The sequence below is a fragment of the Streptomyces sp. ADMS genome, assembly GCF_033441795.1.
In the GTDB taxonomy this organism is placed as follows: Bacteria; Actinomycetota; Actinomycetes; order Streptomycetales; family Streptomycetaceae; genus Streptomyces.
In genome coordinates this window covers 1-20,260 of sequence record NZ_JAVFVX010000122.1, presented here as the reverse complement: position 1 = coordinate 20,260, position 20,260 = coordinate 1, and the positions used below count along the sequence as shown (strand labels likewise).

The 20,260-nt window shown below is 71.5% G+C and carries 18 protein-coding genes and 4 pseudogenes; 9 read left to right on the top strand and 13 right to left on the bottom strand.

The window, feature by feature from the left end; all coding sequences use genetic code 11:
* The first annotated feature begins 215 nt into the window (after positions 1 to 215).
* Positions 216 to 704: an excalibur calcium-binding domain-containing protein gene (locus tag RB628_RS34045; protein WP_318324485.1), complete on the top strand. Its 489-nt coding sequence runs from the start codon at positions 216 to 218 to the stop codon at positions 702 to 704.
* A gap of 12 nt (positions 705 to 716) precedes the next feature.
* Here RB628_RS34045 and RB628_RS34040 read toward each other — a convergent pair whose 3' ends face one another.
* The 5 genes from RB628_RS34040 to RB628_RS34020 all read right to left on the bottom strand — a co-directional run bounded on the left by RB628_RS34040 (position 717) and on the right by RB628_RS34020 (position 4,712).
* Positions 717 to 1,481: an NPP1 family protein gene (locus RB628_RS34040; RefSeq protein WP_318324484.1), complete on the bottom strand. Its 765-nt coding sequence runs from the start codon at positions 1,479 to 1,481 to the stop codon at positions 717 to 719.
* A 71-nt stretch (positions 1,482 to 1,552) separates the two neighbouring features.
* Positions 1,553 to 2,464, bottom strand: a complete 912-nt coding sequence (locus RB628_RS34035; protein WP_318324483.1) for a YceI family protein — start codon at positions 2,462 to 2,464, stop codon at positions 1,553 to 1,555.
* A 215-nt stretch (positions 2,465 to 2,679) separates the two neighbouring features.
* On the bottom strand, positions 2,680 to 3,633 hold the full coding sequence (locus RB628_RS34030) for an SMP-30/gluconolactonase/LRE family protein (protein ID WP_318324482.1): 954 nt from the start codon (positions 3,631 to 3,633) through the stop codon (positions 2,680 to 2,682).
* 116 nt (positions 3,634 to 3,749) lie between these two features.
* Complete coding sequence (locus RB628_RS34025; protein ID WP_318324481.1) at positions 3,750 to 4,250, bottom strand: sensor histidine kinase; 501 nt, start codon at positions 4,248 to 4,250, stop codon at positions 3,750 to 3,752.
* Positions 4,251 to 4,268: 18 nt separating this feature from the next.
* Complete coding sequence (locus tag RB628_RS34020) at positions 4,269 to 4,712, bottom strand: histidine kinase dimerization/phospho-acceptor domain-containing protein (RefSeq protein WP_318324480.1); 444 nt, start codon at positions 4,710 to 4,712, stop codon at positions 4,269 to 4,271.
* Positions 4,713 to 5,479: 767 nt separating this feature from the next.
* On the opposite strand from RB628_RS34020, the gene RB628_RS34010 reads away from it, so the two are divergent.
* Genes RB628_RS34010 through RB628_RS34000 form a run of 3 tightly spaced genes read left to right on the top strand, consistent with a single transcriptional unit; the run spans position 5,480 to position 7,824 of the window.
* The gene (locus RB628_RS34010) at positions 5,480 to 5,986 is read left to right on the top strand and encodes a DUF3500 domain-containing protein (protein WP_318324488.1); all 507 of its coding nucleotides are present in this window, start codon (positions 5,480 to 5,482) and stop codon (positions 5,984 to 5,986) included.
* On the top strand, positions 5,869 to 6,480 hold the full coding sequence (locus RB628_RS34005) for a DUF3500 domain-containing protein (RefSeq protein WP_318324487.1): 612 nt from the start codon (positions 5,869 to 5,871) through the stop codon (positions 6,478 to 6,480). Before RB628_RS34010 ends, RB628_RS34005 begins: the two co-directional genes overlap by 118 nt.
* Positions 6,481 to 6,537: 57 nt before the next feature.
* The gene (locus tag RB628_RS34000; RefSeq protein ID WP_318324479.1) at positions 6,538 to 7,824 is read left to right on the top strand and encodes a HupE/UreJ family protein; all 1,287 of its coding nucleotides are present in this window, start codon (positions 6,538 to 6,540) and stop codon (positions 7,822 to 7,824) included.
* Positions 7,825 to 7,829: 5 nt separating this feature from the next.
* On the opposite strand, the gene RB628_RS33995 is transcribed toward RB628_RS34000, so the two are convergent.
* From RB628_RS33995 to RB628_RS33985, 3 genes are read right to left on the bottom strand one after another with little or no spacing between them, the layout of a single operon-like run.
* Positions 7,830 to 8,870, bottom strand: coding sequence for a maleylacetate reductase (locus RB628_RS33995; protein WP_318324486.1), 1,041 nt, complete (start codon positions 8,868 to 8,870; stop codon positions 7,830 to 7,832).
* A gap of 38 nt (positions 8,871 to 8,908) precedes the next feature.
* Positions 8,909 to 9,799: an intradiol ring-cleavage dioxygenase gene (locus tag RB628_RS33990; protein WP_318324478.1), complete on the bottom strand. Its 891-nt coding sequence runs from the start codon at positions 9,797 to 9,799 to the stop codon at positions 8,909 to 8,911.
* 23 nt (positions 9,800 to 9,822) lie between these two features.
* A complete protein-coding gene (locus RB628_RS33985; RefSeq protein ID WP_318324477.1) occupies positions 9,823 to 11,562 on the bottom strand; it encodes an FAD-dependent monooxygenase in 1,740 nt (579 codons plus the stop codon).
* Between the two features lie 187 nt (positions 11,563 to 11,749).
* On the opposite strand from RB628_RS33985, the gene RB628_RS33980 reads away from it, so the two are divergent.
* Complete coding sequence (locus tag RB628_RS33980) at positions 11,750 to 13,483, top strand: helix-turn-helix domain-containing protein (RefSeq protein WP_318324476.1); 1,734 nt, start codon at positions 11,750 to 11,752, stop codon at positions 13,481 to 13,483.
* A gap of 7 nt (positions 13,484 to 13,490) precedes the next feature.
* Here RB628_RS33980 and RB628_RS33975 read toward each other — a convergent pair.
* Positions 13,491 to 13,824: pseudogene (locus tag RB628_RS33975) on the bottom strand (substrate-binding domain-containing protein); the annotation flags it as partial.
* A gap of 94 nt (positions 13,825 to 13,918) precedes the next feature.
* Here RB628_RS33975 and RB628_RS33970 point away from each other — a divergent pair.
* On the top strand, positions 13,919 to 15,076 hold the full coding sequence (locus RB628_RS33970) for a Gfo/Idh/MocA family oxidoreductase (protein WP_318324475.1): 1,158 nt from the start codon (positions 13,919 to 13,921) through the stop codon (positions 15,074 to 15,076).
* A gap of 109 nt (positions 15,077 to 15,185) precedes the next feature.
* Here RB628_RS33970 and RB628_RS33965 read toward each other — a convergent pair whose 3' ends face one another.
* Positions 15,186 to 16,208, bottom strand: coding sequence for a LacI family DNA-binding transcriptional regulator (locus RB628_RS33965; protein WP_318324474.1), 1,023 nt, complete (start codon positions 16,206 to 16,208; stop codon positions 15,186 to 15,188).
* A 131-nt stretch (positions 16,209 to 16,339) separates the two neighbouring features.
* Between RB628_RS33965 and RB628_RS33960 the strand changes: the two genes are divergently transcribed.
* From RB628_RS33960 to RB628_RS33950, 3 genes are all read left to right on the top strand, one after another.
* Positions 16,340 to 17,518 carry a phytanoyl-CoA dioxygenase family protein gene (locus RB628_RS33960; protein ID WP_318324473.1) on the top strand — a complete coding sequence of 393 codons (1,179 nt, stop codon included), beginning with the start codon at positions 16,340 to 16,342 and terminating at the stop codon, positions 17,516 to 17,518.
* Positions 17,519 to 17,531: 13 nt separating this feature from the next.
* On the top strand, positions 17,532 to 18,308 hold the full coding sequence (locus tag RB628_RS33955; protein ID WP_318324472.1) for an SDR family oxidoreductase: 777 nt from the start codon (positions 17,532 to 17,534) through the stop codon (positions 18,306 to 18,308).
* A 64-nt stretch (positions 18,309 to 18,372) separates the two neighbouring features.
* Positions 18,373 to 19,377: a Gfo/Idh/MocA family oxidoreductase gene (locus RB628_RS33950; protein WP_318324471.1), complete on the top strand. Its 1,005-nt coding sequence runs from the start codon at positions 18,373 to 18,375 to the stop codon at positions 19,375 to 19,377.
* 118 nt (positions 19,378 to 19,495) lie between these two features.
* Here RB628_RS33950 and RB628_RS42770 read toward each other — a convergent pair.
* From RB628_RS42770 to RB628_RS33935, 3 pseudogenes are all read right to left on the bottom strand, one after another.
* Positions 19,496 to 19,600 (bottom strand): annotated as a pseudogene (locus RB628_RS42770) (zinc ribbon domain-containing protein); the annotation flags it as partial.
* A 208-nt stretch (positions 19,601 to 19,808) separates the two neighbouring features.
* Positions 19,809 to 19,901, bottom strand: a pseudogene (locus RB628_RS33940) (hypothetical protein); the annotation flags it as partial.
* Positions 19,902 to 20,052: 151 nt separating this feature from the next.
* A pseudogene (locus tag RB628_RS33935) lies at positions 20,053 to 20,172 on the bottom strand (2-keto-myo-inositol dehydratase); the annotation flags it as partial.
* Positions 20,173 to 20,260 lie beyond the last annotated feature (88 nt).

The window sequence follows — 20,260 nt, the reverse complement described above, 5'->3', positions numbered from 1 at the left end:
CCCCTTGACCCCCAGTCAAGTGCGCTACCAAGCTGCGCCACGTCCCGGTGCGTCGACCCACGGTTGCCCCGCGTGATCGCACAGACAGACCCTACCGCACACCCGCCCGTGCCTCCGAGCGGTCACGGAAGGGTCACCGGGACATCAAGAGCCCCTTACCGCCTCTTCCGGCGCACTACCGTCGTCCCACCTGAAAACCAACAGGGGGGACGACCATGAGCAACCCGTACAACACTCCCGGTGCCCCACCACCGGCTCCGATACCCACCCCGGCACCGGACCGGCAGGGCCCGAGATGGGCCCGCAAGAGATTCGTACTGCCCGCGATCGGTCTGGCGTTCGTCCTCGGCCTCGGTATCGGCGGCGGTCAGGGGGACGGGAATCCGGTGTCCGCCGACCCGCGGCCCACCGCGACCGTGACGGCCACGGCCACGGCCACGGCGACCGCCACGGTCACGGCCACCGAGACGCCCGCACCCGAACCCGCCGCCACGGTCACCGTGCTGGCGACCAGGACGGTGACGGCCGAACCGGCGGTCGACAACGACACCGGTTCGGACGACGGCTCCGGTTCGGGCGGCGAGGCCGTGTACTACGAGAACTGCGCGGCAGCCCGCGCGGCCGGAGCCGCCCCGGTGCGTGTCGGCGACCCCGGCTACGGGAGGCATCTCGACCGGGACGGCGACGGGGTCGGCTGCGAGTGAGAGGTACGGGCGTCAGGCGTTCGGATCGAACGTGATGCCCGCCGGCATGGCCGCCGCCAGGTGTGATTCGAAGCTGCCGTCCTTGAGGCCGAAGTTGGCGCTGCCCCAGTTCGCGGCGGTCAACGTGTCACGTATCCCTGACGGGTAGCCGTTCCAGCCGACCAGCGGCGGGAACTGCCAGGTTCCCTCGTGGTTCTCCGGCGGCTCGTCGTTGGCGTTCCCGAGGCGGAAGCAGTGCGTGCCGATGCCGTCCTTGTGATAGACGATCTTGGGGTGCGTACCGTCCCAGCGGACCTGGTCCCGGGTGTGGATGCTGAAGCCGCCGTGGCTGGAGGTCGAGACGTACTGCGCCACGCCGTCCCGCACCCACACCACCACGTGCTCCCAGTCGTGCCGGTGCCCGCCGATGCTGCTGCCGGCGAGGGCCTGGTCCTTCTCGAAGTAGAGGCCGTAGATGATCGCGCACCAGCCGTTGTTGCACTTGTAGCGGGAGTAGCCGTTGGTGTTGTCGAGGTCGGAGGCGTCCCTGCACTCCCCGTTGAGAGCACCGGTCGGCTTGAGGCCGCCGTTGAGGGTGCCCGTGGGGCCGATGGCGGGGGTGGAGTAGCAGCCGTCCGTGTCGTAGTCATAGGCCGGCTGGTACGTCTGCTCGGTGCTGTCCGCGTTGGCCGGCAGGGCGGTCGGCGGGGCGGCGAGGGCGGTGCCGGGAAAGGCGACGACCAGCGCGACCGCGCTGCCGAGGACGAGCGAGGTTCGGATGCGCACACGTCTGTTCACTGGGGGCCTCCTGATCGGCGACGTCCGGGGGACGAGCTCGGCCAGATTGGCATGCCCATATCACGATTGGGTCACTCGGGAGGCGTCGGCGTGTCGTGTGTCCTGTACATCGCCTGTATGTCCAGCTCCAGTTGCACCGTCGGACCGACCACCGCGATGCCCTGGGCCAGCATGGAACGCCAGTTGAGCGTGTAGTCCTCGCGGTGCAGTTCCGCCCGGGCGAGGGCGGCGCAGCGCAACTCCTCGCCGTAGCCACCGTTGACCGATCCCAGGTAGGTCGTGTCCAGCGATATCGAGCGGCTCACCCCGTGCATCGAGAGCGAGCCCTGCACCGCCCACTTCGCACCGGCCCGGTAGGACAATCGCGAGCTCACGAAGTCGATGTACGGAAAGCGCTCGACGTCCAGGAAGTCCGCGGACCGCAGGTGATTGTCCCGGGTCCGGTTTCCGGTCGTGATGCTCGACGCGTCGATACGGACCTGCACCCGCGAGTCGGTCATCGACGGCGCCACCTGGATACCGCCCTCGAACCGCTCGAAGCGGCCGTGCACATGGCCCATGCCGACGTGCTTGGCGATGAACCGGATCGCCGTGTGCGGCGGGTCGAACAGCCAGGTGCCGGGCACCGGGAGGTCCAGCCGCCGGGCCGGTTCCAGCTGGACGCGCTGCGCCGGGAGCATCACGCCGTCGAGGAGGGCGACCGCCTCGCGGTACGGCGTCAGGCCCTCGGCGGAAACCATCAGGCTGTAGCGGCCCGCCGGGAGAACGGCGAGGAAGTAGCCGTACGGGTCCGTCGTACCGCGTGCCACCACCTGATGGGCGTCGGCCGCGCTGACGGTCACCTCGGCGCCGCCCATCGGCTGACCCAGCGGATCCAGCACCTCGCAGCTCAGCGCCCCCGCACCCGGCGGCAGAGGGAGCGTCAAGCCCCCGCCGTCCCCGGCCCCCTTGGACCACCGGCGCCTGAGCAGCGCGAAAGCCATACGGCTCACCTTTCCTCACGTACCGTCAGAGACGGACTCCGCGGAACGCGGAGCCGACGGGACACAGGGCCCCGGGTCGGCGGCGCGAGAGCGGGCGCAGACCGGCACCCGGGCACGAGGCCATGACCCATTTCCGATCCTGGACCAGCCTGCGGACACGCGGGTGTCTCGTATTGAGACACCCGCGTTCCGGAGAAGCCCGCCCCTCCCGCGTGTCAGAGGGAAACGGCCACGCCGTTGAACGTCGTCTCCGGCGTCTGGGGAGTCGTGAAGCGCGCGTTGACCAGATACAGCCGGTTGCCGAAGCGGGCGGCCGTGGTGGGCACGTCGAAGCGCGGGTCGGTGATCGTGGTGCGCAGGGTGGCGGTGGTGGCCCCGGCGTCGAGGTCCCACACACTGATGAGGTTCAGACGGTTCTGTACGACATAGAGGGTGCGGCCGATGCGGACCAGACCGTCGCCGTTGACGACGTCCTCCTGCCCGACCAGAGTGATCTTCGTGGCGTGACCGGTTTCGAGGCTCACGTTGTACAGCTCGCCCGGCGAGCTCTTGACGACGATGAGGCCCCGGCCGTCGGGGGTGGCGACGATGCCGTTGGCATTGTTCACGTTGGGCGTCTGCGTCCAGTCGCCGGTGAGCGGCAGGGCGCGGATCTCGCCGGACCGGCCGCGCGGCACGCCGTACAGGACGGCGTCGCGTGAGTCGGTGAACCAGGCTCGGTCCCTGTGCAGGATGACGTCGTTGATGAAGTGGCCGGTGGCTTCGGTGAGTTGGTGTGTGGCCACGAGCTCACCCGTACGGGAGTCGACGATCCGGGCGATCCCGGTGTTGCCCGCGATGTAGAGCAGCCCGTCGCGGTCCAGCTTCAGACCGACGGAGACCTGGCCGGTGCCACCGGCGTAGAGGATCTTGCCCTCGCCGGTGCGCAGGTCGGTGCGGATGACGGCGCCGTTGGCGCGGGATCCCATGTAGGCGTACGGCTTGTCGCCGATGGTGATGCCCTCGGGGAGGAAGGCGTTCGGGAGCGTGAACTCGGTCGGCCAGGTGGACCGCGCGGGTGCGGCGCTCGCGGTGCCCGCGCCGACCGTCGCGAGGCCGAGGCCGAGGCCGGCGAGGGCGGTGCCGCCGAGGAAGGTGCGGCGGGAGGGCTGGGGGTGGTTCCGGATCATGGTTTCCGGGCCTCCGTGAAGAGTAGGGGTTGGCCAACTCGGCCAACTTGATCAACTCGGTTGCTTCCATTGACAGTTGACGGTTGCGTTGACAGTGTCCGTTCGCTGGTAACGGACTATGGCCTCACGGCGTTCCCTTCAGCACCCTGTGTTCGCTGTCGATCAGCTGTCACTTTCGCCCCCGGCGTTTTCGGTTCCAGCAGCCGGGACCTCTCCACGGTGAACCCCACCTCCGCGCCCCCGCCCGGCCGTGTCCGTGCGAAGACCGTGCCTCCGTGGGCCTCTGCGACATCGTGGACGATGGCCAGGCCGAGCCCGGAGCCGGGCAGGGCGCGGGCGGTGTCCGCCCGGTAGAAGCGGTCGAACACGCGCACGGCGTCGGCGGCGCCGATGCCCGGCCCGTGGTCGGCGACGGAGACCTCCCCCTGCCGGACGCGCACCTCGATGGGCTGGTCGCTGTCGGCGTCGAACTTGGCGGCGTTCTCCAGCAGGTTGCCCACGGCGCGTTCGAGCCCCTGGCGGCGGCCCCGGACCACGGAATCGTCGACGTCGAGCAGGACGAAACGCCCGGTGCGCCGATGCACGCGCTGCGACACGCGCCGGGCCAACGCGTCCATTTCCACCGGCTCCTCCTCCTACTCCCGGTCCTGGGCCATGGCCAACCCGACAAGTTCATCGACCAGTTGACCCAGTTCGTCGGTTTCGCCCTCCACGTCGTCGAGGAGGCGGTCACGGGCGTACGGGGAGAGTTCGGTGACCCGGCGCAGCACGGTGGCGTTCGTGCGCAGGCTGGTCAGTGGGGTGCGCAGTTCGTGCGCGGCGTCCTGCACCAGCCGCTCCTGTGCCTCGCGGGCGGCGGCCAGCCGGCCGAGCATCCGGCCCAGCGATGCCGAGAGCCGCCCGACCTCGTCGCGTCCGTCGACCAGTCCCGCGCCGTCGAACCGGTCGCCGGCGCTGACCTCCTCGGCGACCCCGGCCAGCCGTTCCAGGCGCCGGGTGATGCGCCGGGCGAGCAGCCAACCGGCGCCGGCCGCCGCGAGCATGACCGTGAGGCTCGCTCCGGCGATCTGCCGGGCCATGCCGCCCAGCACGTGTGGGTCTGGTCGACCGGTACGGCCACCTGCAGGGCCCCGCGGTCGCCGCCGAGCGCGGTGGTCAGCAGGCGGTACGTGTGGGCGCCGGCCACGACCTCGGTGGTGTCCGCCTGTCCGGCGGTACCGGAGGCGGCGAGGGCCCGCGCGGTGCCGGACACGGGCAACGGCACGGACGGACCGCCCAGTTGCGTGACGGCGCCATCCGGGGCCACGGCCCGCGTGAGGACGATCCGCTCGCCCTCGTCGCCGGGGCCGGGCAGGTCCGGAGCGGGGTAGAGGTCCGGGGCCCGCTCGACCGCCTCGGAAAGGGACACGCTGAAGGAGTCGCGGCGGGCCCGGGTCAGCGCCTCCACTCCGTCGACGGCGGTGACGACCTCGTAGCCCTCCAACTCCAGGGCCCGTTCCAGGGATTCGCGGATCGCACGATCGTCGTCGGCTATGAGGACACGGTTCGGCATGCGAATCATGATGGCCCACGGTCCGTCGGTGGACGACTTCGGTTTCTCATCCGATTCCCGAAAAGCTCCCGCCGTGGTCTGAGGAGGGCCGCGCACGATGGGAACGTCTGATCACCCCCTCCACAGGAGTCTCCATGCGCCGCACCATGACAGCCCTGGCCGTGTGTGTCAGCCTGGGCGTCACCGGTTGTTCCGCCGCGGCCACCGCGTCCTCGTCCGCCCCGGGCGGCCCTGACCGCGGCCGAGATCGCGAAGAAGGTCAAAGGCCGGGGAGGTGCGAACACCGCCCAGGTCGTGGCCGCCGCCGACGCTTTCCTGGCGACGCTCTCCGCCGAGCAGCAGGAAACCGTCCTGTACGACTTCGACGACGCGGCCAGGAAGACCGGCTGGTCCAACTTCCCGACCCCCGTCGTGAAGCGCAACGGCCTCAAACTGGGCGACCTCACCGACGAGCAGGAGGCCGCACTCAGCGAGCAGGGGTACGAGGAGCTCGTCGAGGTCCGCAAGGCGGACGACTACCTCGCCTCGCTGTCGGCCGACGACGGCGGGACAGCACCCCGTCGGCCACCCCGACCGCGACCGAGACCGCCGCCCCGACCGGCACTCCCACCGGAGGCGGCACCCGTCCCCCGGGCAGTGGCGGTGGCCCCGGTGGCGCCAGCTTCGGCTCGGAGTGGTACTACATCTCCTTCTTCGGGCGGCCCAGCAGGACCGGCCAGTTCACGCTCCAGTACGGCGGCCACCACTCCGCCTACAACATCACCTACGCCGGCAGGAACGTGTCCCTCTCCCCGACCCTGACCGCCGTCGAGCCGATGGAGTTCAACTGGGAGGAGATGTTCTACGCCCCCATGGAGGACAAGCGGACCGCCACCATCGGCGCGATCCAGTCGCTGACCGGGACCGAGCTGGCCTCGGCCGAGATCGACGGCAGCTTCGACGACCTGTACCTGGGCCCCGGCAATGACGGCCCCTTCCCGACGGAGCCGGAGGGCGTACTGGTCAGCGACCTCACCAAGAAGCAGCAGGCCAAGGTCACCGCGATGCTGAAGGCCTGGGTCGACGACCTCGACGAGGTGGCCGCCAGGCGACTCCTCGCCAAGTACGCCTCCGAGTACGACAAGACGTACATCGGGTGGAGCGGCGGCACGGCCCTCGACAACGACCAGACCTACGTGCGCCTCGACGGCCCGTCCGCCTGGGCCGAGTTCTCCAACCAGCCCGGCGCCGAGACCGACGAGATCCACCAGCACACGATCTTCCGGGACGAGACCGCCGACTACGGCTGGAACTGACGGAGCGAAGGGCGAGGAGGAACACGGGACATGGAGAAACGGGACACAGGACAGCTCATGACCAAAGCGACGTACCGCCTGCTCCCCGCGCTCCTCCTCGCGGCCTTCTTCCTGACCGGCCTCCTCGCGTCGCCCGCCGGCGCACACCCGGTGTCCACCTCGGCGGTCCTGCTGGACATCGGCGAGGACCGGGGGGACGGAGAGGTCCAGCTGCCCCTGGACCGCCTGTCCATCGCGGTGGGCCGCGACCTGACCGGCGCCCGCGTCCTGGGCGCCGACCGGGCGTTCATGAAGAGCTACACGGCGCAGCACATCAGCGCGGTCGGCAAGGACGGCGAGCCCTGGACGGTGTCACTCGGCACGGGAACGGTCAGGTCGGTCGACTCGACGCCCCACCTCGTCTACCCCCTGGAGATCCGCCCGCCCGACGGCGAGGTCACCGCCTTCGACCTGCGGTACGACGTCATCGTCGAGGAGTTGCTCACCCACAAGGTCATCGTCACCGTCCGGTACGACTTCGACCGGGGCATCCTGAAGACGGACGACGCCGAGACCCTGGGCATCTTCGACCACGCGGCCAAGACCCTCACGGTCCCCGCGGACGAGGGTTCCTGGCTGCGGGGCTTCGCCACGACGGCCGGCCTCGGCATCGAGCACATCGGCGAGGGCGCCGACCACCTCCTGTTCCTCCTCATGCTGCTGATTCCGGCGCCTCTGGTGGCGACCGGCGGCAGCTGGCGTGCGGCGGCGTCACGGCGGCGAGCGATCATGCGGGTGGTGCACGTGGTGTCGGCCTTCGCGGTGGGCCATTCGCTCACCCTGGCCCTGGCGGCGACGGGAGTGATCGACCTTCCGGCGCGTCCGGTGGAGACGTTGATCGCCCTGTCGATCGCGGTGTCGGCGATCCACGCGATCCGCCCCCTGGTGGCGCACGGCGAGGTGGTGATCGCCACGGGCTTCGGCCTGATCCACGGCTTGGCCTTCGCCTCCCTGATCACTGACCTGGGCCTGGACCGGGGCTCCCTGCTGACCACCTTGCTGGGCTTCAACCTCGGCATCGAACTGACCCAGCTCCTGGTCGTGGCCCTGCTGATGCCCTCGCTGCTGGTCCTGGCCCGCACCCGCTTCTACCCGGCCCTCCGCATCACCGTGGCGGTCGTCGGCCTGCTCTTCTCCTCGTCCTGGATGCTCGAACGCGCGGCGCTGACCTCCATCGACCCCTTCGAGGGCGTCCAGGCCTGGCTGGTGGGACATCCGCTGTGGGTCGCGGTGACGGTCGCGGGCCTGGCGGCTGCCGCCCACGGGTCCACGACGCGGACGCCCCGGACGGCGCCGGAACGCTGACCGGCTCAGACCGCGCCGGGCGCCTCGCCCTCGTAGGCCGCCCGCAGCACATCGAGCACGGCTTCGGGCGTGACCTCGCGCGGGTTGGCGTACGGCTGCCCGGTCGCCTGGGCCGCCGCCACCGGCAGATCGTCCTCGGTGAGGCCCAGTTCGGCGAGGGAGCGCGGGGCGCCGAGGCGTCCGGCCAGTTCCCACAGGGCGGTCGGGGCATCGGCCGCACCGCCCAGCGCACGGGCGACCGCGTCGGCAGCGTCCGGTGCGGCGGGCGCGTTGAAGGCCAGGGCGTACGGCAGGACGACCGTGTGGGTCTCGGCGTGCGGCAGGCCGAAGGTGCCGCCGAGGACATGGCACAGCTTGTGGTGCAGGCCCATGGTGGTGGCACCCAGGCAGGAGCCGCACAGCCACGCCCCGTACAGGGCCCGGCCGCGCGCGCCGAGGGATGCCGGGTCGGCGGCCACCTCCGGGAGCGCCCCGGCCATCGCCCGTACGCCCTCCTGTGCCATCAGGGAGACGACGGGTGAGGCGTCGGGGGCGTACAGCGCCTCGACGGCGTGGGCGACGGCGTTGATGCCGCTGGCGACCGAGAGCGGGACCGGCAGGGAGAGAGTCAGCTCGGGGTCGTACACCACGCTGCGCGCAAGGACGGCCCGGTCGCGGCCGGTGCGTTTCACGCCGTGCTCGGTCAGGCCCCAGACGGGGGTCATCTCCGAGCCGGAATAGGTGGAGGGCACGGCGATCAGCGGCAGACCGGTGCGCAGCGCGATCGCCTTCCCGAGCCCGATCGCGGAGCCGCCGCCGACGGCCACACACCCGTCGGCGCCCGCCGCGAGGGCCATCTCGACGGCCCGGTCGGCTACTTCGACGGGTACGTGCATCCGCGCCTCGGCGTGCAGACCGGCCAGGGCCGGTCCGAGCGAGTCGGCAACGGCCTGCGCGGTGTCCTTGCCGCGCGGCCCGCACACCACCAACAGCCTTCTCAGCCCGAGCCGTTCGGCCTCCCCGGCGGTCGCGGTCACGGCGGCCCCGGCCCGGAGTACGACCCGCATCGGCTGGGCCTCGTACACGAAGTCCAGTGCTGCACCGGTCACGGCTTCTTCTCCAGTACGAGATCGAAGCGTGCGTGGCGGAAGGGGTTCGGTACGCCGAACTCGCCCGCCAGGGACGGGTCGTCGGTCTCGGTGAAGTCCTGGACCAGGCTCTCCTTCACCGCGAACACGGCGTCCGAGTCGAGGTAGTCGCTGCCCGCCACGAAGATGTGGGTGGTGACGGGCTCATGGCCCTTCGCCGTGGCGATGAAGTGGATGTGGGCCGGGCGGTAGGGGTGCCGGCCGGTGGCGTGCAGCAGTTCTCCGACCGGACCGTCCGTCGGGATCGGGTACGGGCTGGGCAGACAGGTGCGGAACCAGAAGCGGCCCTCCGCGTCCGCGGTGAAGAGCCCCCGACCGTTGCCCGACGGCTGGACGTCCGGCTGCTGGACGTCGTAGAAGCCCTCGGCGTCGGCCTGCCAGACGTCAAGTACCGCGCCGGGCAATGGAGTTCCGTCCCGGTCGAGCACCCGCCCGCTGACCACGCACGGCTCACCGGCGCCCACCAGGTCGATGTCGGCGCCGAGTTCCCGTACCGGCGACTCGGTCATGTGGAAGGGCCCGAGCACCGTCGACTCGGTGGCGCCCGGGTCGCGGTGGCCGTTGAGGGTCTCCACCAGCATCGAGACGCCGAGCACGTCCGACAGCAGGATGAACTCCTGCCGCGTGTCGGTGCAGGCCTGCCCGGTCCCGGTCAGGAAGCCGATGGCCCGCTCCCACTCCTCCGTCGTCGGCCCGGTCTCCCGTACGAAGGCGTGGAGGTGCCGGGTGAGGGCGGTGAGCAGCTCACGCAGGCGCGGGTCGGCGGTCCCGCTCATGCTGTCGACTACTGCTTCGGTGACGGCCGTCGTGAATTCGGCGCCTTCACCTGTGTCGGTCTCCGTGGTCATTCCGCGCTCCTCGTCCCGTCCCGTCAGGCATGTCCGAGGATCTGCCGCAACACGTCCGTCAGCAACTGTTCGGCGTTCTCGGCCGCTCCGGCGTGTCGGAAGGCGACGAACCCGTCCGGGCGTACGAGGAGCACGCCCGCGTCGGACACCTCACTGAGGCCGGCCCAGTCGCCGTACGGGTCCTCGTACTCCTGGCCGGGGCCGACGACGACCGTGGTGATGTCGAGGGGCTGTGCCTTCGCCGCGCGCACCCAGGCGTCGCCGCCGATGCCGGTGAGGAGGGTGAAGCGGCCCCGGCCCACGGTGTCGAGGGTGGACAGGGTGCGGGTGCCGGAGGTGAGCCAGGCGTGCGGGAGCCTGGCGCCCGGGCGGGTCGAGGGCTGGTGGTGCAGCTCGGGGTCGCGGGCGAAGCCGGGGTCGGGGGTGCCGTCGGGGACGATCGCGGCGGACTCGTAGCGCTGGTTGAGGTCGACTCCGTGGGCGTTGAACTCGTACACCTTGGCGGCGATCGCCTGACGCAGCCGGGCACGCTGCTCGGCGGCGGCCTCGGTGGCGTCCTTGCGGGCGGCGATGTTGGCCCACAGCTCCTCGGGGGTCTGCGGGGACAGCCCGTCGAGCGCCTCGAAGATCGGGGCGGTCTCGCCGATGGACTTGTTGGCGCGGGTGACGATCTGCTTGCCGACGGGGGCGCGTTCGGCGGAGTAGCTGTCGAGCAGCGCGGGGGCGGCGACGCCGTCGAGGACCAGTTTCAGCTTCCAGGCCAGGTTGTAGGCGTCCTGGATGGAGGTGTTCGAGCCGAGCCCGTTGGACGGCGGGTGCCGGTGGACAGCGTCGCCGGCGCAGAGGACGCGGCCGTTCGCGTATGTCTCGGCGTACATCTCGTTGACCGTCCAGGCCGAGGAGGACTTGATGGTCACGGGGATGTCGTCGTCGCCGACAAGCCTGCGGACGATCGACTCGGCGTACTCGGTGGTGAGGTCGGGGGCGCCTGCGGTCACGTCGTAGCCCCAGACGATCATCCACTCGTTCCAGGGGCGGACGTTGCGGACGAGGCCCGCGCCGATGCCGCCGACGGTGGCGCCGGGGGCGAGGACCCAGTAGAGGGTGGAGGGGCGGTGTGCCGTGTACCGGGTGAGGTCCGCGTCGAAGACGATGTTGATGCTGCCGGCGACACCCATCTGGCCGCCCATGGGCAGTCCGGCGTCCTCGGCCACCTTGGAACGGCCGCCGTCGGCGCCGATCAGATAGCGGGCGCGGATCTCGTACGTGTCGCCGCGCAGCCGGTCGCGGACGGTGGCCGTGACACCGGACGCGTCCTGAGTGTGCGTCAGATACTCGGTCTGGAAGCGGAGTTGGGTGCCGCGTGCGACGGCCGCGTCGACGAGGACCGGCTCCATCAGGTGCTGCGGCATGTCGCACATGCGGGTGGGGCTCGCCAGTTCGTGCGCGGCCTGGACGAGCGGGTCGTTGCCCCAGGATCGGACCCGGCCCAGCTCCTCGCCGGCCAGGCTGGTGCAGAAGGTGGTGTTGCCCATCAGGTGCTGGGGCGTGGCCCTGGCGACCACGTCCCGCTCCACACCGAGGTCGCGCAAAACCTCCATCGTGCGCTGGTTGGTGATGTGCGCGCGGGGCGTGTCGGCGAGGCTCGCATACCGGGTGACGACGATGTTGGGTACGCCGTAGGTGCTCAGCGCGAGCGCGGCCGACGCCCCGGCCGGGCCGCTGCCCACGATCAGTACGTCGATGTCGACAACGGTCTGCACGGGAGGCACTCCTACCACTGGACGAGCCGCGCGCGGGAACAGTAGGCGGCCATTCGTGATCGTGGAGCGGTACGGCAGTCCGTGGGTGTCTCATTACGAGACACCCGGTACCGCTCGGTGCCCCACCGCACCCCTTCCGAACCTCTCCGGCGGTCTCCGGACCCGGCCCGATACGGTGAGTGGTGCCATGACCACAGCCGAAGAATCTCCCGCCCTCCTCCTGCTCAGTCAGGCACGCCAGCGGTTCCTGACGGGGCGGCCCCTGCCCGACGACGTCCCCGACGAGACCGTCGCCGCCTGGCGGCGCGCCCGCTTCCTCGGCGTACGGCACGACGTGCGCGAGTCCCCCTCCGTCGACGGACGGACGACGGGGTCGACGTTGCTGGACGCGGCCATGCCCGTCCTCGAACGGCTCGCCCCGGCGCTCGGCAGCCGGTCGGCGCTGCTGCTCACCGACGAGCGGCTGCGGGTGCTGTGGACGACGGGCGGCTCACCCGGAGGGCCGCTGCGCCTCGATCTGGCCGAGCGGGAGGTCGGGCACAACAGCGCGGCGCTCGCCCTGCGCACCCGGCGGCGCGCCGAGGTGCACGGCCCCGAGCACTTCCTCGACGTGTGGCAGAACGTGTCGGCGGTCAGCGTGCCGCTCTTCGCCCCGGAATCCGGCCGGCCCCTCGGCACGATCACGGTCGCCTCCGACCTGTGCGCCGACGCGGGCCCGCATCCCGGCGCCGCCCTGGCGGAGGCGGCAGCGGCGGCGGTGGAGGCGGCGTTGCCGGCCCGCTCCCGCTCGGCCGAGCGGACACTCCTCGACGCCTACGCGCGCGCGGCGCGTGGACCGGGAAGCGGGCAGGAGCGCGCGGTGGTGGCCCTGGACGGGCGCAACCGGCTGGTCAGCGAGGCGGCGGTGCGGCTGGTGTCGCCGCAGGTGCTGGAATCGCTGGAGCTGGGCGCGCGGGCGCTGTTGCGGTCGGCGGCGCCGGTCGAGTCGTACGTCATCGCGCTGCCCGAAGGGGCGGGCTGCACCGCTGCGTTCCGTCCGGTGCGGGAGCGGGGCGCCGGCCCAGTGCTCGGGATCGTCGCCGTGCTGGAGCCGGTCGCGGAGAGGGCGGCGGTACGGGTGCTGCCGCGTGCGGTGCCCGGGCGGCTGGCCGGGAGTTCGGTGCCGTGGCTCCACGCGGTGGGCCGGGCAGAGGAGTTGACGCGGGGCAGCGAACCGCTCCTGCTGACCGGGGAGCGCGGGTCGGGAAAGACCGCGCTGGCCCGCGAACTCCTCGGCGACGCCGAGCCGCTGGTCCTGGACGCCGCCGAGTCACCCGAACTCGGTTTGGGCGAGACCGGGTTGCCGGGGTCCCGCCCGCTTCTCCTCCGGCATGCCGAGCGGCTGGCCCAGTCGGACGTCGCCGCGCTGAACGGGCTCCTCGACGAGCGTCCGGACGTCCACCTGGTGGCCACGTACACACCCGGCACTCCCCCGGGCCCGTGCCTTCAGCGGCTTCTGGACACGCTGGCCGCCCGTTCGGTCACCCTGCCCGCGTTGCGTGAACGTCCGGAGGACATCCGCGAGTTGCTCCCGGCCCTGGCTCCGAGGCCGGCCGACGGGACACCGCCGCTCACCTGGACGCTGGACGCGCTGCGGGCGCTGGAGCGGTATCCGTGGCCGGGGAATCTCACCGAACTGACCCACCTGGTAAGAACGTTGGCGGAGAACCGGCGGGCGACGGGTCCCGTCCGGCGGGCCGAACTCCCGGACCCGGTGCGGGAAGGGCCCGCCGCGCGCCCGCTCAGCCCGATGGAGCAGGCCGAGCGCACCGCGATCCTGGAGGCGCTGCGCCGCAACGGCGGCAACAAGGCCCGTACGGCGGCATCCCTGGGCATCGCCCGCGCGACGCTGTACCGGAAGCTGCGCGAGTACCGGACCTGAGGCGATTTCACCGCCCTGGGGCGGGTGGCGCCGTCGTCCCCCGGATTGGTGTCGGGGCGGCGAGGTGGACGCTGCCGGGGCTGCGGGGCAGGTCGAGTCGGTCGAGGAGGCAGCGGGCGGCACGGCAGCCCACCTCGTGGCTGACGCTGTCCACGGTGGTGAGCCAGACGTGGCGCAGCCGGGAGATGTCGTGTTGTCGTAAGCCGACGACGACAGGTCACGGGGACGCTCAGCCCCATTTCCTCGGCGGCGGAGAGGGCGCCGACGGAGGTCATGTCGTTGACGGCGAAGAGGGCGGTGAGCCGGTCGGCGGGCCCGCCGAGCAACCGTACGACACCCCGGTGGTCCTTATGTCCTGTCAAAGCATTGACAGGAAAGCTGACGGCACCGAGGGTGAGTCGGCAAGGTTCTGGACCGGTCCAGAAAGGGGCTGTCATGGCAAGTACGCTCGGTGTCGCCGTCGTGGGTTTCGGCTGGATGGGACGGGTGCACACCCAGGCGTACGTCCGGCTGCCGCACCACTTCCCCCAGCTGGGGCTGCGGCCCGAACTGGTCATGGTGGCCGAGGAGGTGCCGGGCCGGGCCGAGGAGGCCGCCGCGCAGTTCGGGTTCGCCTCGACGACCCGTGACTGGCGTGCCGTGGCCGCCGATCCCCGCGTCCGGGCCGTGAGCATCACCGCGCCGAACTTCCTCCACCGGGAGATCGGCGTCGCCATGGCCGAGGCGGGCAAGCACATCTGGATCGAGAAGCCGGTCGGCCTCACCGCGGCCGACGCGGTCGCGGTCGCCGACGCGGTCGCCAAGGCCGGTGTCCAGGGCACCGTCGGCTTCAACTATCGCAACGCGCCCGCCGTGGAGCGGGCCCGGCAGCTGATCGCGTCCGGCGACATCGGCAACGTGACGCATGTCCGCGTCCGCCTCTTCAGCGACTACGCGGCCCACCCGGACGGCGCCCTGACCTGGCGGTACGAGCGGGAACGCGGCGGCAGCGGAGTACTGGGCGACCTCGCCTCGCACGGCGCGGACCTGGCCCGTTTCCTGCTCGGCGACATCGCCGCGCTCACCGCCGACACGGCCGTCTTCGTGCCCGAGCGGTCCCGTCCGACGGGCGCCACCGCCGGTCACACCCGTGCCTCGGGCGGCGAGCCGGGCCCCGTGGAGAACGAGGACTACGTGTCCTGCCTGCTGCGTTTCGCCTCCGGTGCCCGGGGTGTCCTGGAGGCGTGCCGGGTCTCGGTCGGCGAGCAGAACAACTACGGCTTCGAGGTGCACGGCACGAAGGGCGCGGTCTTCTGGGACTTCCGCCGGATGAACGAGCTGGGCGTGAGCACCGGCACGTCCTACCAGGACCAGCCGGTCAGTACGGTGTTCGTCGGTCCGGGCGACGGGGAGTTCGGGGCGTTCCAGCCGGGGGCGGCGAACGCGATGGGGTACGACGACCTGAAGGTCGTCGAGGCCCACCGGTTTGTGCGCTCGGTGGCCGAAGGGACCCCGTACGGGGCGACGTTGACGGATGCGGTGCGGAGTGCTGCCGCGGTGGACGCGATGAGCCGGTCTGTCGAGTCGGGGGCGTGGGTGAGGGTGGGGGCGTAGCGCTCGTTGCTGCGGGCCGGTGGAGGCCGGCCGCGCAGTTCCCCGCGCCCCTTTCGGGGCGCGGTCGCGCACCCGAGTCCGCCTGCACCGCTACCGGGAGCCGCGGCGGTCAGCGTGGCGGCATGTTGTACGGCGTGACGATCTGGATCGCGGACGGCAGTGTCGGGCCGGCGGGTGGGAGGGCGCCGTGGGTGCGCATGATCGTGCGGCAGGCCTCGTACATGTCCTGGCGCAGGTCGTGGTGGAGCACACAGGACAGGCGGTGCTCGCGCAGCAGGCGGGTGTTGTCGTGGTCGAGGTCGTGGGCGACGAACGCCGCGCACTCGCGCCCCAGGTCCTCGAAGGCCCGTAGCGTCGCGATGTTGCCGCCGCCGATCGAGTAGACCGCCCGGATGTCGGGGTCGCGCTTGAGGGCGTCGCGGACCAGGTCGTACTGGGTGGCGTCCAGGCCCTGCCCCTCGGCGATCTCGGCGAGGGCGCGCTCCGGGTACCGGGCCCGCATCGCGCCCCTGAAACCCATCTCGCGCTCCTCCTCGTTGCGGAAGAAGCCGCTGCTGAGGCTGGTGAGCACATTGCCGGGGCGTTCGCCCAGCCACTGGCCCATGAGGTAGGCGGCGGTGGCACCGGCGGCCCGGTTGTCGATGCCGACGTAGGCGAGGCGGGCGCTGGAGGGCAGGTCGGTCACCAGCGTGACGACCGGGACTCCGGCAGCGACCAGGCGGCCGACGGCGGCCGTGATCTCGGGCACGTCCGGTGCCTTGACGATGACACCCTGTGAGCCGCGCCGGGCGATGCGGTCGAGGGTCGCCGCCAGGTCCGCCACCCGGCCGGTCTCGCGGAAGTGGAAGCGGGAGCGCACGACGGCCGGGTGGAGGGCGGGCAGTTCGGCCTCCAGGGCGGCCCGGACGGCTGTGGTGAAGCGCTCGGGCGCCTGCATCACGATGTCGATCATGAACGTACGGCCGACCAGCCGGACCTGGGTGCGCTGCCGGTCCAGGTCCGTGACGGCCTGCCGTACCTCCCGCCGGGTGCTCTCGCGCACGCCGCCCCGGCCGTTCAGGACGCGGTCGACGGTGGCCTCGCTGAGGCCCGCCTGACGTGCGATCTCCCGGATCGGATAGGGGTGGCCCATGGGGAGGTTCCTCGGCTTCGTCTTGAGGGGTTTTTGATGGCCGTCTGCTGGTTGTTTGACGAGTTTGTCATGACAACAATGACAGCAGTCAGTCGCCGTTCGTGATGTCGATGATCGAGAGAAGGACGACGATGTCCCTCACCGCCGCACAACACCGCGCGTGGCTGTCCGAGCAGGACTGCGATCTCGACGCGTTCCGTACCGAGGTCGAGCGGACGACCGACGCCGCCGACTACCCGCACGCGACCACCGCCGAGCAGAACGTGCTCGTCTACGACAGTGAGCGGCTGCGCGCCGCGGTCGCCACTCCCGGAGGGCGCCGGGAGGTCCTGGCGGAGCTGGTCCGGGCGCTCACCGGCGGGCCCGGCGTCGTGGTCCTCCAGCGGCCCTTCACCGATCTGGCGGTCGTGGACCGGGCGACCGCCGCCTTCGAGGCGCTCATCGCCGACCAGCGCGCGGCCGGGACCGTCGCGGGCGACCACTTCGCCAGGCCGGGCGCCAACGACCGGGTGTGGAACGCCCTGGAGAAGACGGCCCTGCGCGCGCCGGAGGCGTTCGCCGACTACTACGCCAACGACATGGTCGCCCTCGTCTCGACCGCCTGGCTCGGCCCGGGCTACCAGGTCACCTCGCAGATCAACGTGGTCAACCCCGGCGGCGCGGCGCAGAGCCCGCACCGCGACTACCACCTCGGCTTCCTGTCCAACGAGGCGGCTGCCGCGTTCCCGGGGCACGTCCACCGGTTGTCCCCCGTGCTGACACTCCAGGGCGCGGTCGCCCACTGCGACATGCCCGTCGAGTCCGGACCGACGCTGTACCTGCCGTACTCGCACTCGTACGAGCCCGGCTATCTGGCCTGGCGGCTCCCGGAGTTCAGGGCGTACTTCGACGCCCATCACGTGCAGCTTCCGCTGGCCAAGGGCGACGCGGTGTTCTTCAACCCGGCTCTCTTCCACGCGGCCGGCACCAACCGCTCCACGGACATCCGGCGGATGGCGAACCTCCTCCAGGTGTCCTCCGCCTTCGGCCGGGCCATGGAGACCGTGGACCGGGAGGCGATCGTGAACGCGGTCTACCCGGTGCTGCTCGCGCGCAAGACCGACGGAGCGGGCGACGCCTGGCTGGAGGCGGTCGTCGCGGCCTCGGCCGAGGGCTACCCCTTCCCCACCAACCTCGACCGGGATCCGCCGGTCGACGGGCTGGCCCCGCCCTCGCAGGCGGACCTCGCACGACGTGCGCTGCGCGAGGAGTGGACCCCCGGGGCGCTCCGCGAGGCACTGCGGGCCGGCGCCGAACGACGTGAGAGCTGAGGAACTGAACGACATGGGACTTCTTCAGGACAAGGTCGTCCTTGTCAACGGCGGCAGCCAGGGCGTCGGGGCGGCCATCGCCCGAGCCGCTGTCCGCGAGGGCGCCGTCGTCGCGGTGACCGGGCGGCGCCCGGAACCGGGCGAGGCACTGGTCGCGGAGCTGACGGCGGCGGGTGGCAAGGCCATGTACGTACGCGCCGACCTGTCGGACGCCGGGCAGGCGAAGGCGTCCGTGGCCGAGGTGATCGCCGTCCACGGCCGGGTCGACTGCCTGGTCAACTCGGCGGGCCTGACCTCGCGCGGCACGCTGCTCGACACCACTCCCGAACTGTTCGACGCGCACATCGCGATCAACCTCAAGGCCCCGTTCTTCGCCATGCAGGCGGCGGTGGCGGACATGGTGGCGCGCAAGGCGCCCGGCACCGTCGTCAACATCATCACGTCCTCGGCGCACGGCGGACAGCCCTTCCTGGCCCCGTACGTCGCCGCCAAGGCCGGTCTCATCGGCCTGACCCGCAACGCGGCGCACGCGCACCGCTGGGACCGGGTCCGTATCAACGGCCTGAACATCGGCTGGACCGCGACCGAGGGCGAGGACGCCACCCAGCGGGCCTTCCACGGCGCGGGCGACGACTGGCTCGACCAGGCCGCGGAGCGGCTGCCGATGGGCAAGCTCGGCCAGCCGGACGAGATCGCCGACTTCGTGGTCCTCCTGCTGTCCGACCGGTCCGGCGTCGTCACGGGTTCGGTGATCGACTGGGACCAGAACGTCCTGGGCGGCCTGGACTGACCCTCCTTTTTCTTCTCCTCTCCTCTCAAGACACCCGCACCACACCCAAGGAGCACCACAGCCCATGCGTATCGGAATCCTCGGCCTCGGCCGCATCGGCGCCTTCCACGCCGAGACCCTCTCCGGCCTCGACGCCGTCGACTCCCTCGTCGTCAGCGACCCGTTCACCGATGCCGCCAAGGCCGCCGCCGAGCGCTTCGGCGCCCAGGTCGCGGACTCCCCCGAAGCCCTCCTGGCCGCCGGTGTCGACGGCATCGTCGTCGCCGCCGCGACCGACGCCCACCCGGCCCTGATCCTGGCCGCCGTCGAGGCGGGTGTCCCCGTCTTCTGCGAGAAGCCGGTGGCGCGCACGATGACCGAGGGCGTCGCGGTGCTGAACGCGGTCAAGGACAGCGGCGTCGAGATCCAGATCGGCTACCAGCGCCGCTTCGACGCGGGCTTCACCGCCGCCCGCAACGCCGTGCAGAGCGGCGAACTGGGCCTCCTGCACTCGCTCCGGTCGACCACGCTGGACCCGGCGCCGCCGCCGGCCGCGTACATCGCCGCCTCCGGTGGCATCTTCCGGGACTGTTCGGTGCACGACTTCGACATCATCCGCTGGGTGACCGGCCGCGAGGTGACCGAGGTGTACGCGGTCGGCGGCAACCGGGGCGCCGACTACATCAAGGAGGCGGGCGACGCCGACACCACCGGCGCGATTCTCACCCTGGACGACGGCACGATCGCCGTGGTCTCCAACTCCCGCCACAACGCCCGCGGTTACGACGTCCGTATGGACCTGCACGGCTTCAAGGACAGCATCTCCGTGGGTCTGGAGGACAAGCTCCCGCTGCGCTCCGTGGAGCCGGGCGTGACGTTCCCGGCGGGCGTCCCGCACGACTTCTTCATGGACCGCTTCATCCCCGCCTACCGCGCCGAACTGACGGCGTTCACCGAGGTCGTCGCGGGCAACCGCACGTCCCCGTGCACGGTCGCCGAGGCGCTGGAGGCGGGCTGGATCGCGGACGCGTGCACGCTGTCGCTCCAGGAGCACCGCCCGGTGCGCATCGAGGAGGTGCGCACGGTCTGAGCACGTCCGTCGAACGGCCCGCGCCGCACCCTCTGCGGTACAGCGCGGGCCGTTCGACGAGTTCCGCCTCGGCGCGCCGGCCCTCGGTCCGCTCCCGCACGTGCAGGGGCTTGGGTCCGTCCCGGTGACCGCAGGCCGAGCACACCTGGCTGGTGGGCTCGAACCGGCCGTTCTTGACGTAGGTCCGCCTGTAGCGTTTCGCCTTGTATTCGAGCATGGTCACGACCTGGGCCCAGCCCACGTCGTGCACACTCCTGGCCAGGCGGGTGCGCGCGAGCGACCGAGGAATTTTCGGCCAGCCAGGAGCGTTGGGGGGTGCTCTTGGCTCGGGTGATCAGTTGCTGGGACAGCACGGCGGCACCGGGGTAGGGCGCCTGGGCAGCGCGGGCATCCTCACGGGCACGCACCGCGTCGTTGAACACGACACGGGCGCACTCGAACGCCCTCGCCAACGCGGCGCGCCGACTGGGCTCCGGGTACAACCGGAAGGCGACCGAAGCTGCATTCGCTGATCGTACGAACACACGCCACCCGATGCCGCCGGGAACAACCGCTCCCCACCTCACCCCTGTGGCCGCACGCGTCCGGCTCCGCCGGAACGACACCGCGACGCATCACGGGATTCGCTTCACCACCGGGCTGGAGCCCGATGCACTACGAACGAAACCCGGTAGCCGCCTCGGAGACCTCGTCCGGGAAGCGTTCCCACGCCACCTGTACCGGGTCGTCCGGGAACCAGACGCCCCACGAGTCCGGCGCCGGGCCGACCCTGATGCGGTCGAGCGGAGCCGTCACGCCGGGGTCCCCTCCGAGGAGGTCGCCACAGGCGCCTGGAGGTCCTCGGCCTCGGGGAGCTTTTCGACGTCGACGCCGCGTACCTGGG

What these genes read in the sequence shown, in the direction of transcription:
- RB628_RS34045 (WP_318324485.1), top strand. Translation starts at nt 216, where the DNA reads ATGAGCAACCCGTACAACACTCCCGGTGCCCCACCACCGGCTCCGATA.
- RB628_RS34035 (WP_318324483.1), bottom strand. Translation starts at nt 2,464, where the DNA reads ATGGCTTTCGCGCTGCTCAGGCGCCGGTGGTCCAAGGGGGCCGGGGAC.
- RB628_RS34030 (WP_318324482.1), bottom strand. Translation starts at nt 3,633, where the DNA reads ATGATCCGGAACCACCCCCAGCCCTCCCGCCGCACCTTCCTCGGCGGC.
- RB628_RS34025 (WP_318324481.1), bottom strand. Translation starts at nt 4,250, where the DNA reads ATGGACGCGTTGGCCCGGCGCGTGTCGCAGCGCGTGCATCGGCGCACC.
- RB628_RS34020 (WP_318324480.1), bottom strand. Translation starts at nt 4,712, where the DNA reads ATGGCCCGGCAGATCGCCGGAGCGAGCCTCACGGTCATGCTCGCGGCG.
- RB628_RS34000 (WP_318324479.1), top strand. Translation starts at nt 6,538, where the DNA reads ATGACCAAAGCGACGTACCGCCTGCTCCCCGCGCTCCTCCTCGCGGCC.
- RB628_RS33995 (WP_318324486.1), bottom strand. Translation starts at nt 8,870, where the DNA reads ATGCGGGTCGTACTCCGGGCCGGGGCCGCCGTGACCGCGACCGCCGGG.
- RB628_RS33990 (WP_318324478.1), bottom strand. Translation starts at nt 9,799, where the DNA reads ATGACCACGGAGACCGACACAGGTGAAGGCGCCGAATTCACGACGGCC.
- RB628_RS33980 (WP_318324476.1), top strand. Translation starts at nt 11,750, where the DNA reads ATGACCACAGCCGAAGAATCTCCCGCCCTCCTCCTGCTCAGTCAGGCA.
- RB628_RS33970 (WP_318324475.1), top strand. Translation starts at nt 13,919, where the DNA reads ATGGCAAGTACGCTCGGTGTCGCCGTCGTGGGTTTCGGCTGGATGGGA.
- RB628_RS33965 (WP_318324474.1), bottom strand. Translation starts at nt 16,208, where the DNA reads ATGGGCCACCCCTATCCGATCCGGGAGATCGCACGTCAGGCGGGCCTC.
- RB628_RS33960 (WP_318324473.1), top strand. Translation starts at nt 16,340, where the DNA reads ATGTCCCTCACCGCCGCACAACACCGCGCGTGGCTGTCCGAGCAGGAC.
- RB628_RS33955 (WP_318324472.1), top strand. Translation starts at nt 17,532, where the DNA reads ATGGGACTTCTTCAGGACAAGGTCGTCCTTGTCAACGGCGGCAGCCAG.
- RB628_RS33950 (WP_318324471.1), top strand. Translation starts at nt 18,373, where the DNA reads ATGCGTATCGGAATCCTCGGCCTCGGCCGCATCGGCGCCTTCCACGCC.